Consider the following 15123-nt stretch of genomic DNA (forward strand, 5'->3'; position numbering starts at 1 on the left):
CAAAATCGCTTTGAACCCCACTCGTCATTCGGGCTCCCTTCGGCCTGCACTACGGGGAAAGCCTCATCCATGCGACGCTGTTGCGGTTGCGCCGCCGACCTCCATGTGGTCTGACACCGGCAATGCCGGCCCGAAATACGTGATCGAGGCTTGCCTTTCCCGTTGAGCTAGGACTTGCGCGCGACGTCAAAAGTCGCAAGACGCTGCGGGACGACGTAGAACGATACCAAGGGGAGCCACGAGAGGCACATGCGGACCACGCAGGCGCAACACCGGTCATCATGGGGACTTGCTGCGGGCGCTTTTGCTGCGCTCGGCACCGCCCTCGTTTCTACAGCCGCTCTGGCGGCGGGCATCGGCCAGCCCGAGCCGTGGCAGATGGACCGTCAGGTCGCCGTCACAGAGAACGCGCGGGACATCCACACGTTCGAGCAGGGGATGCACTGGCTCTCCTTCGGCATCTCGGCGTTCGTGCTGGGCCTGATCGTCTATTGCATCTTCAAGTTCAACGCGAAGGCGAACCCGGTCCCGTCCAAGACCACCCACAACACCATGATCGAAATCGCCTGGACCATCGTCCCGGTGCTGATCCTGGTGGCAGTGGCCATCCCCTCCTTCCGCCTGCTGCGCACCCAGCTCTCGGACCCCAAGGCCGACGTCATCATCAAGGTGATCGGCCATGCCTGGTACTGGTCATACGAGTACCCGGCCGTGGAGAACGGCGGCGGCTTCACCTTCGATGCCAATATCGACGAAGACAAGCAGCCCAAGCTGCTGGGCACCGACAACGACATGGTCGTTCCGGTGAACAAGATCGTGAAGATCCAGGTGACCGCGGCCGACGTGCTGCACTCCTGGGCGATGCCGTCCTTCGGGTTCAAGATCGACGCGATCCCCGGCCGCCTGAACCAGTTCTGGTTCAAGGCCGAGCGTGAGGGCACCTATCACGGCCAGTGCTCGGAGCTCTGCGGCGCCCGCCACGCCTACATGCCCATCACGGTGCAGGTGGTCAGCGACGAGGCCTACGCCGCGTGGCTCGCCGAGGGGAAGACCAAGTTCGCCCGCCTCGACGACGGTTCGAAGTTCGCAGAAGCCAAGTAGCGGCTTTTTCCGGCGCCGCCCGACGGCACCGGCTGGACCGGCCCTTCACCGGGTCGGTCCATTCGCAAATCGAGAGATTTAGAGAAACCTGAACAGGGTCTGCAACGATGGCAACCGCCACAGCACAATCAGGGCATCACGACGCCCACGCCTCCCATACGCCGTCCTTCTTCGCCCGTTGGTTCCTGTCGACCAACCATAAGGACATCGGCACGCTCTACCTCCTGTTCGCGTTCTGCGCGGGCATCATCGGCGCGTTCCTCTCCTTCGGCATCCGCATGGAGATGGAAGAGCCCGGCCTGCAGTACTTCTCGAATCCCGGCACCTACAACGTGTTCGTGACCGGCCACGGTCTCATCATGGTGTTCTTCATGGTGATGCCGGCGCTCATCGGCGGCTTCGGCAACTGGTTCGTCCCGCTCATGATCGGCGCGCCCGACATGGCGTTCCCGCGCATGAACAACATCTCGTTCTGGCTCACCGTCGCCGGCTTCGCGAGCCTCGTCTGCTCGCTGTTCGTCGAAGGCGCCCCCGGAACCACCGGTGCCGGCACGGGCTGGACCGTCTACCCGCCGCTCTCCACCTCCGGCCATCCCGGCCCGTCCGTGGACTTCGCGATCTTCGCCCTCCACCTCTCGGGCGCCGGCTCGATCCTGGGCGCCATCAACTTCATCACCACGATCCTGAACATGCGCGCGCCGGGCATGACCCTGCACAAGATGCCGCTGTTCGCCTGGGCCGAGCTGGTGACCGCGTTCCTGCTGCTCCTGTCGCTCCCGGTCCTCGCCGGCGCGATCACGATGCTGCTCACCGACCGCAACTTCGGCACGACCTTCTTCGATCCGGCCGGCGGTGGCGATCCGGTGCTCTACCAGCACCTGTTCTGGTTCTTCGGCCACCCCGAAGTGTACATCATGATCCTGCCGGCCTTCGGCATCGTCTCCCACATCATCTCGACCTTCTCGCGCAAGCCGGTGTTCGGGTACCTCGCCATGGCCTATGCCATGGTCGCCATCGGCGTCGTCGGCTTCGTCGTGTGGGCTCACCACATGTACACGGTCGGCCTGTCGCTCCAGACGCAGTCCTACTTCGTCTTCGCCACCATGGTCATCGCGGTGCCCACCGGCGTGAAGATCTTCTCGTGGATCGCGACGATGTGGGGCGGCTCGATCCGCTTCACCGCCGCCATGCACTGGGCGGTCGGCTTCATCTTCCTGTTCACGGTCGGCGGCGTCACCGGCGTCGTGCTGGCGAACTCGGCGGTCGATAAGTACCTGCACGACACCTATTACGTCGTCGCCCACTTCCACTACGTGCTGTCGCTCGGCGCCGTGTTCATCATCTTCGCCGGTGTCTACTACTGGTTCCCGAAGATGACCGGCTACGTCATCCCGGAATGGGCCGGCAAGCTGCACTTCTGGCTGGCCTTCATCGGTGCGAACGTCCTGTTCTTCCCGATGCACTTCCTGGGTCTCGCCGGCATGCCGCGTCGTTACGCCGACTACCCGGAAGCCTTCGCCGGCTGGCACAAGGTCTCCACCTGGGGCGGTCACATCTTCGCTCTCGGCATGGTGGTGTTCTTCATCGGCGTCGTCCTTGCCTTCCGTTCGAAGGTCCGCGCTGCCGACAATCCGTGGGGCGAAGGCGCCACCACCCTCGAGTGGACGCTCTCCTCGCCGCCGCCCTTCCACCAGTTCGAGACGCTGCCGACCATCGTCGACGACCACGGTCACTGAGGCACTGCCGTCTTCACGATCGCGATCGGCTTCGAAATTGCGATTGTTCTAAAACGACACTAGGGATTGCGAGGATCGCGTGAGCGGTCCTCGCTCTTTACCGGATGCCCCTCTTCACCGAGCGACATCCCGCAAAGGGCGGCGCCAGAGACGGCGTGATCCGAATTCCGGCCATACCGACAACAGTATCGGGACCCCATGACGAGCCTGTCGAACAGCGTCTCCGCTGCCGCCGAGCCGAACGATTTCGCGCCGACCCCGATGATGGTCGGTGGTGAGGTCGCGGATTTCTTCGCACTCCTGAAGCCGCGCGTGATGGTGCTGGTGATCTTCACCGCCCTCGTCGGCATGGTGGTCTCGCACGTTCACATCCAGCCCGTCGTCGGCGTGATCTCGCTCCTGATGATCGCGGTGGGCGCCGGTGCCTCCGGCTGCCTCAACATGTGGTGGGATGCCGATATCGACGCGGTCATGACCCGCACCGCGACCCGCCCGATCCCCGGCGGCCGCATCCAGCCCGGCGAGGCCCTCGCCTTCGGCATCGTCCTGTCGGTGGGCTCGGTGCTGGTGCTCGGCCTCGCCTCGAACTGGCTCGCCGCTTCGCTCCTGGCCTTCACGATCGTCTTCTACGCCGTGGTCTATTCCATGTGGCTGAAGCGGGCGACGCCGCAGAACATCGTCATCGGCGGTGCCGCCGGTGCCCTGCCCCCGATGATCGGTCAGGCCGCCGTGTCGGGATCGGTGGGCATCGAATCGACGATCCTGTTCCTCATCATCTTCATCTGGACGCCGCCGCATTTCTGGGCGCTGGCGCTCATCAAGGCCGGCGAATACGCCAAGGCCGGCATCCCGATGATGCCCAACGTCGCCGGGCCGCAATCCACCCGCCGCCAGATCATCTACTACTCGATCGTGTTGTTCCCGGTGGGCCTCGCCCCTGTGTTCCTCGGCTTCGGTGGATGGCTCTACGGCGTCACCGCCTTCATCGGCGGCCTCGGGATGCTGGCCTTCAGCGTCCATGTCTACCGCAACCGCGAGGGCGAGGCGGAACGCAAGGCCGCGCTCGGCATGTTCGGCTTTTCCATCCTCTACCTGTTCCTGCTGTTCTCGGCGGTCCTGGCCGAGCAGGGCCTCGGGCTCTACCGCGCGGTGCTGGCGTGACCTCGATGCCGGAGAAATCCACGCCGCCGCGGCGTCTGACGCCCGAGGAGCAGCAGCGCCAGCGCAGGCGCTCGATCGCCATCGCCACGGTGCTGTTCGTCCTCGTGGCCATCTTCTACGCCCTGACCATCGCCAAGCTCGGACCGCAGATCCTCAACCGCCCGCTGTGACCCGATCGACAGGATCGTTCAGCGAAGAGAGTCGGACGTCATCATGACCGACATGCCAACCAAGCGAAGCAGCACGCCGAACCGCAAGGCTTCGGTCACCGCCCTCGCCTGTGCGGGTCTGGCTATGGGAATGGTCGGCCTCGCCTTCGCGTCGGCGCCGCTCTACGACATGTTCTGCAAGGCCACCGGCTATGACGGCACGCCGCGAGTCGGGCTCGCTCCCACGCAAGTCGCGATGGACGACAGCATGGTCGTCCATTTCGACACCAACGTCGCGTCGACCCTGCCCTGGCGCTTCGTCGCCGAGTCTCCGAAGATCGAGGCGCGTCTGGGCGAAACGAAGACCGTGTTCTTCCGCGTGAAGAACACGGGGACGACCCCCTCGACGGGGATCGCGACCTACAATGTCCAGCCGGGGCTCATGGGCAGCTTCTTCGTGAAGATCCAATGCTTCTGCTTCAACGAGCAGACGTTGCAGCCCGGCGAGACGATGGATTTCCCGGTGGTGTTCTACATCGATCCGGCCGTGCGCGCCGATTCGAACACCGCCCATCTGCAGGAACTGACGCTCTCCTACACCTACTTCGCGTCGAAGAACGGCCAGCCCTCGGCCGCCCTGGCGACGACGGACGGCAAGGGTGCGAAAACCAATTTCTAGGGTCGTCAACTAATTTGGCGGGACGCGTTTTGTACGCGCCAGGTTTTTTGAGGTCTCAAGCGTGACAACACTGCGCCGTCCCGATTAAGGGTTCCGGTGTAGCCGAACGTTCAGAAGGTCAGAGCCGTTCGCGGCATTGGGCCCGGGGTGAGGAGAAGAATTGAGATGGCCGAGGCGCACGCCAAGAATCACGACTTCCATATCTTGAGCCCGAGCCCTTGGCCGCTGTTGGGTGCCTTCTCCGGCTTCCTCATGGCGTTCGGCGCCGTGTTCTGGATGAAGAGCCTGCAGATCGGCACGCTCAGCCCCGGTCCTTACATCTTCGGCGCCGGCACGATCGGTGTGCTCTACGTCATGTTCTCCTGGTGGCGCGACGTCGTCCACGAGGCGAATGCCGGCGACCATACCCGTGTCGTGCAGCTTCACCACCGCTACGGCATGATCATGTTCATCGCCTCCGAGGTGATGTTCTTCGCCGCCTGGTTCTGGGCCTATTTCGAAGCGGCGCTCTACACCGCCGACCCGATCCAGACCACGCGCCTGGATTTCACCGGGGGCACCTGGCCGCCCAAGGGCATCGAGGCGTTCGATCCCTGGCACCTGCCGCTCCTCAACACGCTGATCCTGCTGACCTCCGGCACGACGATCACCTGGGCTCACCACGCCCTGCTGCACAACGACCGCAAGGGCCTGAAATACGGCCTGTGGCTCACGATCATCCTCGGCGTGCTGTTCACGGCCTGCCAGGCCTACGAGTACAGCCACGCGCATTTCGGCTTCTCGGGCAGCATCTACTCGGCGACCTTCTTCATGGCGACGGGCTTCCACGGCGCTCACGTCATCATCGGCACGATCTTCCTCGCGATCTGCCTCTATCGGGTCTATCTCGGCCAGTTCACGGTCCAGCAGCATCTCGGCTTCGAGTTCGCCGCCTGGTACTGGCACTTCGTGGATGTGGTCTGGCTGTTCCTGTTCGCGTCGATCTACGTCTGGGGCGCCGGCACGGCGGCTCACTGACACCGGTCCCGCCTCATCGAGGCGAAGCGACACAGGTATGAGAATCAGGGCGGCGCGAGCCGCCCTTTTTCGTGCCATGACTGCCGGGAACCCCATATGGGGCGGACGGCGGATTCGCCCGTCACCGAGGAGCCAAGCATCGTGAATCACCCTCGGCCGCTACCGCCGCCAGTTCCCACCGGATTGCGCTGCCGCTGCCCCCGCTGCGGCAAGGGCGCGATGTTCGACGGCTTCCTCACGTTCCGGCCGTCCTGTGAGGTCTGCGGCCTCGACTATTCGAACTTCAATTCCGGCGACGGCCCCGCCTTCTTCGTCATGTCCATCGTCGGCATCGTCGTCGTCGGGCTGGCGCTCTGGCTCGAGATCACCTTCGAGCCGCCGATCTGGGTCCATGCCGTCGTGGCCATCACCCTGTCGGTCGGGCTGAGCCTCGCCCTCGTGCGCCCGTTGAAGGGAATGCTGGCGGCGCTTCAATTCGCCAACAAGGCCGCGGAGGGGCGCTTTCGCTGATGCCCAAGCCTGTTCGTCCGGGCGCCGTGCGGGCGCTGGCGGCGCCCGCCATCGCCTCGCTGATCTGCCTTGCCATCCTGTTGAGCCTCGGCGTCTGGCAGTTGCATCGCAAGGGCGAGAAGGAGGCCCTGATCGGCCGCATCGTCGCTCGCTCGCGCGCCGAGCCCCCTGCCCCTCTCCCGGCCCGAAACGATTGGGATCCGGCGCGGGACGAGTTCGAGCGCGTGCGGGTAACGGGGACGCTGCTAAACGATCAGGAGACCCTGGTCCACGGTCTCGCGGCCGGTGCCGTGCCTGGCAAGGCTCTCCAGGGCTTCTACGTTCTGACACCGTTGAAGCGGGACGATGACGGCAGCCTCGTCATCGTCAACCGGGGTTTCGTGCCCACGGAGTTGAAGGATGCGGCGCGGCGCCAGCCGGGACAGGTCGCCGGATCGGTCACGATCACCGGGATGCTGCGCGGTCCTGAGATACGGACCATGTTCGTGCCGCCGCCGGAGCCCGCCAAGGGAGAGTGGTTCCATCGCGACATCGACGGCATCGCCGCTGCGAGGGGGCTCACCGTGATGCCCTATCTCATCGAGGCGGATGCCACGCCGAACCCCGGCGGCTGGCCCAAGGGCGGACAGCTTCGCGTCGACCTTCCCAACAACCACATGCAATACGCCTTCACATGGTTCGGCATCGCCGCCTGCCTGGTCGGCGTCTTCGGCGTCTTCGCGTGGAAACGTCTCTCGGAAGAACGGGACGGCTCCGGGAGCAACCCGGCCACATAAGGAAGCCGGCAGGGCTCGGGATCCGGGCTCGCTCTTGCCGGCCGGACGCGTCGCGCTATCCTGACGTCGGACATCCCCATCGCGGAGTGTGGTCCATGCGCGCCGTCCTCTCCCTGCTGATCGCCCTCACCTGTCTCGCTTCGGAACCGGCCCGGGCCGCAGACGAAGCGGCGAAGCTCGCAGCCAGGGCGACGGTGGAGCGTCAGATCGAGGCGTTCCGCAAGGACGACGCGGCCACCGCCTATGCCCAGGCCGCCCCGTCGATCCAGGGGATGTTCGCCTCACCGGACACGTTCATCGAGATGGTCCGGAAGGGATACGGTGCCGTCTACCGCGCCCGCAGCTTCAGCATCGATCGTGTCGAGGAGAGCGGCAAGGACGGTCTCAGCCTGGGCATGACGCTGCAGGACGAGAACGGCATCGACTGGACTGCGCTCTACAGCCTCGAAAAGCAGAGCGACGGCACATGGCGGATCAATGGCTGCCGCCTCGCCAAGGCGCCCGGCGACAACGCATAAGGACGGCGGCTTCTCTACTTTTCCACGTCGCCCTGAACGGACAAATCGACAAGGCGAAGCCGGAGGGCGTTACGGGTCCTGCCTTGACTTCACTTTCTCCGCCGCACTTGCCAAAAACGCCTCTCGCATTGGTCCGGTATAATGCCTAATATGGTCCCAATCTGAAGTTTTTATTGTATTGTTCCATACTGGTGAAAGTAAGAACAGTTTTTTTGCAAACATTTTTCTTCGAAGTATGCTGATGACGTGGCCATTGTCGCCACCACGCTTGACCTTGTCTTTAGTTGGAGCAAGTCTTTCGGCAAGAATGGTGCGCAGAAATTCCGGCGCGATGCTTTTACTGCCGCCCCGGAGCAAAATCATACCAGCATTGGGACGAAAGCTATGTCCCAACGCGAAAAAAAGATCGTGCCTGCGGTTGTCTGCGACAAGGCGATGAAATGGTGGGCAGGTCTTGAGGATCTCTGCATCTGTATCGATGATCATCACAGCGTCGCGGTTCTCGATGATTTCGATCGCAGCTTGATGTTTGCTCCAGGTAGGCAAAGCTCCCGGTATCAAATTATCAGTTATTTTCTTATATTCGTATCCGTGACGCTCGGCATATCCACGCTGCGTATCGGTGAAGTCGAGATCATAATCGTCATATCCGACGCTGATATTTATAATCGTACTCGCCATCAGATGCCCGACTTATTTTGACTCAGGTAAATTTAGCTTATGGGAAAAGCCTTCCTGGCTCAAGTCGAAGGTTCGTGAATGTCAAGTATCCTGCGCCCGCAAGGCTGCGCAATCAGCACGGGGCGAACGTCTCACTCAGCGGAAAAATGGCTTGCCAACATCTAGAACACACGTGCTCCCTCTCGCGACACAACGTTGTCGGACCAATTTGCCTTCCCTGGCCCGATCCTCGGCTGAATACGCCTGCGAGAGCAGCGGCTGCGACAGGGCGGCAATTTCCCGCTTTCGACAGCGCCATCCACTTCGTGTAGACCGGCCCCCTTCCCGGAGGCCCCTTTGCTACACGTTTCGACCCGCGGCGCCGCGGCGCCCCTCAGCTTTTCCGATGCTCTCCTCGCCGGCCTCGCCCGCGACGGCGGTCTGTACCTGCCCGAGAGTTGGCCGCAGATTTCCCGTGACGAGATCGCCGGGCTCGCCGGACAGCGCTACGCCGATGCGGCCAAGCTCGTCCTGAGGCCGCTGATCGACGGCGAGATCGCGGATGCCGATCTCGACCGGATGATCGAGGACTCCTACGCCACCTTCCGCCACCCGGCGGTGTGTCCGCTGGTGCAGCTCGACGACAACCTGTTCCTGCTGGAGCTCTTCCACGGTCCGACGCTGGCGTTCAAGGACGTGGCGATGCAGCTCCTCGGCCGGCTGATGGACCACGTCCTGCGGTCCCGCCGCTCCCGCGCCACCATCGTCGGCGCCACCTCGGGCGATACCGGAAGCGCCGCCGTCGAGGCCTTCCGAGGGCTCGATCAGGTCGACATCTTCATCCTGTTCCCGCATGGCCGCGTCTCCGAGGTGCAGCGCCGCCAGATGACGTCGGTGGGCGCGGACAACGTCCACGCCATCGCCATCGACGGCAATTTCGACGATTGCCAGAACATCGTCAAAGCCTTGTTCCAGCACGCGGATTTCGCCGACGAGCTGCGGCTGTCCGGCGTCAACTCGATCAACTGGGCGCGGGTCGCCGCTCAGGCTGTCTATTACTTCACCAGCGCCGTGGCCCTGGGCGCACCGCACCGCCCCGTCTCCTTCGCGGTGCCGACGGGCAATTTCGGCGACATCCTCGCCGGTTGGGTCGCCAAGCGCATGGGCCTGCCCATCGAGCGCCTGATGATTGGCACCAACGCCAACGATATCCTGGCGCGCACCCTGGAGCATGGCGCCTACGAGGTTCGCGGCGTCCAGCCGACCACCTCGCCCTCCATGGACATCCAGATCTCCTCGAATTTCGAGCGCCTGCTGTTCGAGGCCCTGGGCCGCGACGCGTCGAGCCTGTCGCGATTGATGGCCGGTCTCAAGCAATCGGGCGGATTCCACCTCGACGAGGCGGTGCTCAAGGCCGTCCGTGACGAATTCGATGCCGCCTCGGTCCCCGAAGAAGCCGTCATCGCCGAGATCGCGCGGGTCCACCGGGAGATCGGCATGGTCATCGACCCGCATACCGCCATCGGCGTTCATGCCGGCCGGCGCCTTCTGGAGAAGGACGGCAAGACCCCCGTCGTCGCCCTGGCCACCGCCCATCCGGCGAAGTTTCCGGATGCGGTCGCACAGGCGACGGGTGGCCATCGCCCGGCCCTGCCGCCGCACCTCGCCGATCTGCTGGATCGGAAGGAGCGTTTCACCCGCGTCGCCAACGACCAGGCGGCGGTGGAAGCTTTCATCCGCGCACATTCACGCATCACGGCGGGGAACTGAGAACCCATGAACCAGCATTTCGCGACCCATGGTGCTTCCCCCGGCCTGAAGGTGTCCCGCCTCTCCAACGGCATCACCGTCACCACGGAGACGATGCCCGGTGTCGCCACCGCGACCCTGGGCGTCTGGGTCGGCGCCGGATCGCGCCACGAGCGGCCTGACGAGGGTGGCCTCAGCCACCTCATCGAGCACATGGCGTTCAAGGGGACCGAGACCCGCTCGGCCCGACGCATCGCCGAGGACATCGAGAATGTCGGCGGCGACATCAATGCCGCCACCAGCGCCGAGGGTACGAGCTACACCGCACGCGTGCTCGGCGAGGATGCCGGCGTCGCCCTGGACGTCATCGGCGACATCCTCACCCGCTCGGTCTTCGACGCGGGTGAACTCGCTCGCGAGAAGGGTGTGATCCTGCAGGAATACGCCGCCATCGAGGATACGCCCGACGACGTGGTCTACGAGGCCTTCACCGCGGCGGCGTTTCCGGACCAGCCGATCGGCCGTCCGATCATCGGCACGCCGCAGACCATCGCGAGCTTCGACCGCGACGCCATCGAAGCCTATCTCGCCCGCGAATACACCCCGGACCGCATCGTCGTTGCCGCAGCGGGGGCCATCTCCCACGAGGCCATCGTCGAGGCGGCCGAGCATCATTTCGGCGGGATGCCGGCGACGGTCGCCCCGGACATGGTCCCCGGCAGCTATGTCGGCGGCGAGAAGCGGATCCAGAAGAAGCTCGAACAGGCGAATCTCGTGCTGGGCCTGCCCGGCCTCTCGTTTCGCGACGAAGGCTATTACGCCCTCCACATGTTCGCGCAGGTCCTCGGCGGCGGTCTCACCTCGCGGCTCTGGCACGAGGTGCGCGAGACCCGCGGCCTCGCCTATGAGATTCAGGCGTTCCACTGGTCCTTCGTCGATTGCGGCCTGTTCGGCATCGGCGCCGGCACGTCCGGCTCGGATCTCGCCGAACTCGTCGACGTGACCCTGGCGGCCACGGCCAAGGCGGCGCGCGATGCCGATTCCGTGGAGGTCGCCCGCGCGAAGGCGCAGGTGAAGGTGGCACTCCTGTCGGCCCTTGAGACCCCCGGCGGCCGGATCGAGCGCAATGCCCGCCAGATGCTCGCCTGGGGCCGGGTGATCCCGCCTCAGGAAGTCATCGCCAAGATCGATGCCGTCACGGTGGATGACGTCAGGGCGGCGGGATTGCGCCTGCTCTCGGGCGCTCCGACGCTCGCCGCGATCGGCCCGATCAAGAAGCTCCCGTCCCTGGAGAAGATGACGGGCGTGCTGCGGGCGAATTGATGGGCGCCGCCGGCCGGGCGGCTCGGCGTCGAGGATAAGGCTTTCGACGACCGACCGAACGCCCGGCGAAGGGTCATGGGTTTGATCTCATACCGGCGATTGTCGACCCTGTTAGCGTTCCAGGCGTACGCCTCCACGTTTCAGAAGTGTGTCCGGCTTGTTTTGGCCGCAAAAGGACGCGATCCAAAACGCCTCGGCGCTACGCCAAGAAGCAGTGGGTGCCGCGATTGCGGGCAAGCCGCTCGCCTTGTCCGTGGACCCCCCCGCCGGTACGACTGGGCCACAAGCTGAGCCGTATTCCTCGTCAGTGCCCGCCCGGCCGGAACACTCGCCCGTTGCGCAGATCTTTCCTCGTCCTCACCGCCTTCGTCTCGCTCCTGATCGGCTTCCTCGGAACGAGGATGCCGGCTTCGGCCGTGGAAGCCGTGCGCGTGACCCTCGACGCTCCGGCGATCGATCTGACGCCGATGATCGAGCGCTATCGCTCGGACGGCGACCTGATCCAGATCTCTACCGCCCCCGGCAAGGACGGCATCGTCCGCCGTATCGTGGTGAAGGCCCGCGACAGCGGAGCGCGGCCCGACTGGATGGTCTTCGCGCTCACCAACGACACCGACGAGCAGGTCGACCGGGTCCTCGTGGCGCCCCATTTCCGTCTCGTCGGCTCGGGCGTGATCTGGCCGGATCTCGGCGGCTCGCGCATCGCGGCGATCACGGCGAGCCAGGGTATCAGGCCCGAGCGGGACGAGAACCCGGAAGCCGACCAGTTCGTGATCACCCTCGATCCCGGCGCCACCGTCACCTTCGTCGCCGAGCTGAACGGGCCGAACGTGCCGCAGGTCTATCTCTGGGACCAGGAAGCCTACCGCAAGAAATCCACCGGCCTGACGCTCTACAAGGGCATCATCATCGGCATCGCCGGCCTGCTCGCCCTGTTCCTCACGATCATCTTCGTGGTGAAGGGCGCGATCATCTTTCCCGCGGCCGCCGCCCTCGCCTGGGCGGTGCTCGCCTATGCGTGCATCGATTTCGGGTTCCTGCAGCGGGTCTTTCCCGTCACCGAAGTGGCCGAGCGGGTCTACCGGGCCTCCGCAGAGGCGGTGCTGGGGGCGACGCTTCTCGTCTTCCTGTTCGCCTATCTCAACCTGAGCCGCTGGCATGTGCGCTACGGCCATGTGGCCTTCTTCTGGCTCGCGTTCCTGGCCGGCCTCGTGGGCCTGGCGGTGTTCGACCCGCCGGTGGCGGCGGGCGTCGCCCGCATCTCCATCGCCGCCGTCGCCGGCGTCGGCCTGCTGCTGATCGTCTATCTCGCCATCCATAACGGTTACGACCGGGCGATCCTGCTGGTGCCGACCTGGTTCCTGCTCCTCGTCTGGGTCGTGGCCGCGGGCTTCGCCATCACCGGCCAGATCGGCAGCGACCTCGTCCAGCCGGCGCTCATCGGAGGCCTCGTCCTCATCGTCATGCTCATCGGCTTCACGGTGATGCAGCACGCCTTCACCGGGGGCGGGATGACCCATTCCCTGGTCTCGGACACCGAACGGCGTGCCCTGGCCCTGACCGGCGCCGGCGACGTGGTCTTCGACTGGGACGTGCCGGCCGACCGGGTCTTCGCCGGACAGGAGATCGAGAACCAGCTCGGCCTGAAGCGCGGCACCCTCGAGGGGCCGGCCTCGAACTGGCTCGGCCTCGTCCACCCCTTCGACGTGGACCGATACTCGGCCGCCCTGGACACGGTGATCGAGGAACGGCGCGGCCGCATCGTCCACGATTTCCGCCTGCGCTCCACCGAAGGCCTCTATGTCTGGTACCGGCTGAAGGCCCGGCCGGTGATCGGACCGGACGGTGAGGTCATCCGCATCGTCGGCACCATCTCGGACGTGACCGAGGTGAAGACGGCCGAGGAGCGTCTGCTCTACGACGCGATCCACGACAGCCTCACCGGCTTGCCCAACCGCGAATTGTTCAACGACCGCCTCGACGCCGCCCTCGCCTTCGCGAGCCAGGACGCGCGCCTGAAACCGACGACGATCCTCCTCGACGTCGACCGGTTCAAGGCGATCAACGACGCTATCGGTCTTTCGGCGGGCGATTCGATCCTGCTCACCCTGTCGCGCCGTCTCGGCCGGCTTCTGCGCCCGCAGGATTCCCTGGCCCGCATCGCAGGCGACGAGTTCGGACTGATCCTGCTCTCGGAGCGCGAGCCGGACCGCATCCTCGCCTTCACGGACATGATCCGCCGGGCCATCGCCACGCCGATCACCTATGCCGACCGCGAGATCTTCCTCACTGTCTCCATCGGCATCGTCCTGCACGAGGCCGGTGCCGCCCTGAAGCGCGAGGACGTGTTCAAGAACGCCGAGATCGCGATGATCCAGGCCAAGCGCAACGGCGGCGACCGCACCGAAGTGTTCCGCGCCTCCATGCGCAACGAACGCAGCGACCGGCTGATGCTCGAAGCCGACCTGCGCCGCGCCCTGGACCGCAACGAGATGAAGGTGCTGTTCCAGCCCGTCGTCCGCCTGGAGGACCGCACGGTGGCGGGGTTCGAGACGGTCCTGCGCTGGGACCACCCCAAGCTCGGCCGCATTCCGCATTCCACCTTCATGCCCATCGCCGAGGAGAGCGGTTTCGTCGTCAATCTCGGCATCTTCGCCCTGGAGCGCACGGCTCTCGAACTCGCCGCCTGGCAGCGCTCCCTCGACGTCGATCCGCCGATCTTCGCCTGCGTGAACGTGTCCTCGCGGCAGATCCTCCGGCACGACCTGCTTCACGACGTGAAGACGATCCTGGCCCGCTCGGGCGTACTTCCCGGTTCGCTCAAGCTCGAACTCGGCGAAGGGCTGGTGATGGAGAACCCGGAATACGCGGCCCAGATGCTGAGCCGCATCCACGATCTCGGGGCGGGCCTCTCGCTCGACGATTTCGGCACCGGCTACTCGGCCCTGTCCTATCTCCAGCGTTTCCCGTTCGACACGATCAAGATCGACCCGAGCTTCGTGCGCCAGATGGCGGCCGGGCACTCGGTGATGCTCCGCTCCATCGTCAAGATGGCCCAGGAACTCGGCCTCGCGATCATCGCCGACGGCGCCGAGAACGAAACCGACGCACAGGCCCTGGCCGAGTTCGGCTGCGAATACGCGCAAGGTCCCGCCTTCGGCGACCCGATGTCGATGCTCCAGGCCCGCCAACTGGTCGGCGCGGCACCGGAAGCGGCCTGATCGCCAAACCGCGACGGTTGAATTAAACCTCCCTTAACCATGATCGCTCATCGTGACGGTCGAGATGGATCGAGCGGCGCGGCACGGTCTGCCGTTCGACAGGAGGCGGGCGTGATGGCCGAAGCGGCATTGCGATTAGGTGACGAATTCGGTCCGGGCGAGGATTTCGGCTCGGATATCGTGAAGCGCCTCATGGCGCGCCCGATCCGCACCGGCGCCGCGCGGAAGCGCGTGGACATCGCACCGGTGACATTGCCGGTGGAGCCGCGGGCGGAGGTGGCCGAGGAGGCCGCACCGTCCGACGACCTGGCGCGGCTGCGCTCCGAGATCATGGTGATGAAGGCGGTCCTGCGCGCCGAGCGGGAGGAAGCCGCCAGCGTCCGTGCCAGCGTCGAGCGTCTCGCCGGGCCGGCACCGCTCTCGCCGGAAGCCTGCGCGGTGCGCGACCGCTGGGCCGCTCTCGTGGATCAGTTGCTCGACGGACACCGGTGAGGTCTCCGCCATCGGCCGGCGCGCGTCATCC

General features: G+C 65.2%; 14 protein-coding genes. 13 read left to right on the plus strand and 1 reads right to left on the minus strand.

Annotated elements, in window-relative coordinates; genetic code table 11:
• Positions 1–249 precede the first annotated feature (249 nt).
• The 9 genes from coxB (at position 250) to A3OM_RS0117170 (ending at position 7647) form a co-directional block, all read left to right on the plus strand.
• Positions 250–1101 (plus strand): cytochrome c oxidase subunit II, encoded by an 852-nt coding sequence (gene coxB, locus A3OM_RS0117130; protein WP_026176137.1) that lies wholly within the window; start codon positions 250–252, stop codon positions 1099–1101.
• A gap of 107 nt (positions 1102–1208) precedes the next feature.
• On the plus strand, positions 1209–2837 hold the full coding sequence (gene ctaD, locus A3OM_RS0117135; RefSeq protein WP_018044997.1) for a cytochrome c oxidase subunit I: 1629 nt from the start codon (positions 1209–1211) through the stop codon (positions 2835–2837).
• Positions 2838–3035: 198 nt separating this feature from the next.
• A complete protein-coding gene (locus tag A3OM_RS0117140) occupies positions 3036–3998 on the plus strand; it encodes a heme o synthase (protein WP_018044998.1) in 963 nt (320 codons plus the stop codon).
• 5 nt (positions 3999–4003) lie between these two features.
• On the plus strand, positions 4004–4168 hold the full coding sequence (locus A3OM_RS26180; RefSeq protein WP_162238932.1) for a hypothetical protein: 165 nt from the start codon (positions 4004–4006) through the stop codon (positions 4166–4168).
• A 43-nt stretch (positions 4169–4211) separates the two neighbouring features.
• Positions 4212–4826, plus strand: coding sequence for a cytochrome c oxidase assembly protein (locus tag A3OM_RS0117150; protein ID WP_018045000.1), 615 nt, complete (start codon positions 4212–4214; stop codon positions 4824–4826).
• 165 nt (positions 4827–4991) lie between these two features.
• Complete coding sequence (locus A3OM_RS0117155) at positions 4992–5843, plus strand: cytochrome c oxidase subunit 3 (protein WP_018045001.1); 852 nt, start codon at positions 4992–4994, stop codon at positions 5841–5843.
• Positions 5844–5939: 96 nt separating this feature from the next.
• Positions 5940–6353 (plus strand): DUF983 domain-containing protein, encoded by a 414-nt coding sequence (locus A3OM_RS0117160; RefSeq protein ID WP_244478996.1) that lies wholly within the window; start codon positions 5940–5942, stop codon positions 6351–6353.
• Positions 6353–7129 (plus strand): SURF1 family protein, encoded by a 777-nt coding sequence (locus A3OM_RS0117165; RefSeq protein WP_018045003.1) that lies wholly within the window; start codon positions 6353–6355, stop codon positions 7127–7129. The genes A3OM_RS0117160 and A3OM_RS0117165 overlap by 1 nt, the downstream gene beginning before the upstream one ends.
• Positions 7130–7224: 95 nt before the next feature.
• Entirely contained in the window at positions 7225–7647 is a 423-nt protein-coding gene (locus A3OM_RS0117170; protein WP_018045004.1) for a DUF4864 domain-containing protein, read from the plus strand.
• A gap of 69 nt (positions 7648–7716) precedes the next feature.
• Here the strand turns inward: A3OM_RS0117170 and A3OM_RS25920 are convergent, their stop codons facing one another.
• Positions 7717–8328: a hypothetical protein gene (locus tag A3OM_RS25920; RefSeq protein ID WP_157196502.1), complete on the minus strand. Its 612-nt coding sequence runs from the start codon at positions 8326–8328 to the stop codon at positions 7717–7719.
• A gap of 336 nt (positions 8329–8664) precedes the next feature.
• Here A3OM_RS25920 and thrC point away from each other — a divergent pair, with 336 nt between their 5' ends.
• The 4 genes from thrC (at position 8665) to A3OM_RS0117195 (ending at position 15092) form a co-directional block, all read left to right on the plus strand.
• Positions 8665–10077: a threonine synthase gene (thrC, locus tag A3OM_RS0117180; protein WP_018045006.1), complete on the plus strand. Its 1413-nt coding sequence runs from the start codon at positions 8665–8667 to the stop codon at positions 10075–10077.
• Positions 10078–10083: 6 nt separating this feature from the next.
• Complete coding sequence (locus A3OM_RS0117185; RefSeq protein ID WP_018045007.1) at positions 10084–11379, plus strand: pitrilysin family protein; 1296 nt, start codon at positions 10084–10086, stop codon at positions 11377–11379.
• Between the two features lie 401 nt (positions 11380–11780).
• Positions 11781–14600 carry an EAL domain-containing protein gene (locus A3OM_RS0117190; protein ID WP_238253768.1) on the plus strand — a complete coding sequence of 940 codons (2820 nt, stop codon included), beginning with the start codon at positions 11781–11783 and terminating at the stop codon, positions 14598–14600.
• Positions 14601–14714: 114 nt separating this feature from the next.
• Positions 14715–15092, plus strand: coding sequence for a hypothetical protein (locus A3OM_RS0117195; RefSeq protein WP_018045009.1), 378 nt, complete (start codon positions 14715–14717; stop codon positions 15090–15092).
• Positions 15093–15123: the final 31 nt, after the last annotated feature.

Origin of the sequence: Methylobacterium sp. 88A (genome assembly GCF_000376345.1) — a bacterium.
Taxonomy (GTDB): domain Bacteria; phylum Pseudomonadota; class Alphaproteobacteria; order Rhizobiales; family Beijerinckiaceae; genus Methylobacterium; species Methylobacterium bullatum.

Excerpts from the sequence above, each read along its gene's own strand:
- A3OM_RS0117140 (WP_018044998.1), top strand. The coding sequence starts at position 3,036 with ATGACGAGCCTGTCGAACAGCGTCTCCGCTGCCGCCGAGCCGAACGAT.
- A3OM_RS0117150 (WP_018045000.1), top strand. The coding sequence starts at position 4,212 with ATGACCGACATGCCAACCAAGCGAAGCAGCACGCCGAACCGCAAGGCT.
- A3OM_RS0117170 (WP_018045004.1), top strand. The coding sequence starts at position 7,225 with ATGCGCGCCGTCCTCTCCCTGCTGATCGCCCTCACCTGTCTCGCTTCG.
- ctaD (WP_018044997.1), top strand. The coding sequence starts at position 1,209 with ATGGCAACCGCCACAGCACAATCAGGGCATCACGACGCCCACGCCTCC.
- A3OM_RS0117185 (WP_018045007.1), top strand. The coding sequence starts at position 10,084 with ATGAACCAGCATTTCGCGACCCATGGTGCTTCCCCCGGCCTGAAGGTG.
- A3OM_RS0117190 (WP_238253768.1), top strand. The coding sequence starts at position 11,781 with ATGCCGGCTTCGGCCGTGGAAGCCGTGCGCGTGACCCTCGACGCTCCG.
- A3OM_RS26180 (WP_162238932.1), top strand. The coding sequence starts at position 4,004 with ATGCCGGAGAAATCCACGCCGCCGCGGCGTCTGACGCCCGAGGAGCAG.
- A3OM_RS0117165 (WP_018045003.1), top strand. The coding sequence starts at position 6,353 with ATGCCCAAGCCTGTTCGTCCGGGCGCCGTGCGGGCGCTGGCGGCGCCC.
- coxB (WP_026176137.1), top strand. The coding sequence starts at position 250 with ATGCGGACCACGCAGGCGCAACACCGGTCATCATGGGGACTTGCTGCG.
- A3OM_RS0117155 (WP_018045001.1), top strand. The coding sequence starts at position 4,992 with ATGGCCGAGGCGCACGCCAAGAATCACGACTTCCATATCTTGAGCCCG.
- A3OM_RS0117195 (WP_018045009.1), top strand. The coding sequence starts at position 14,715 with ATGGCCGAAGCGGCATTGCGATTAGGTGACGAATTCGGTCCGGGCGAG.
- A3OM_RS0117160 (WP_244478996.1), top strand. The coding sequence starts at position 5,940 with ATGGGGCGGACGGCGGATTCGCCCGTCACCGAGGAGCCAAGCATCGTG.
- A3OM_RS25920 (WP_157196502.1), bottom strand. The coding sequence starts at position 8,328 with ATGGCGAGTACGATTATAAATATCAGCGTCGGATATGACGATTATGAT.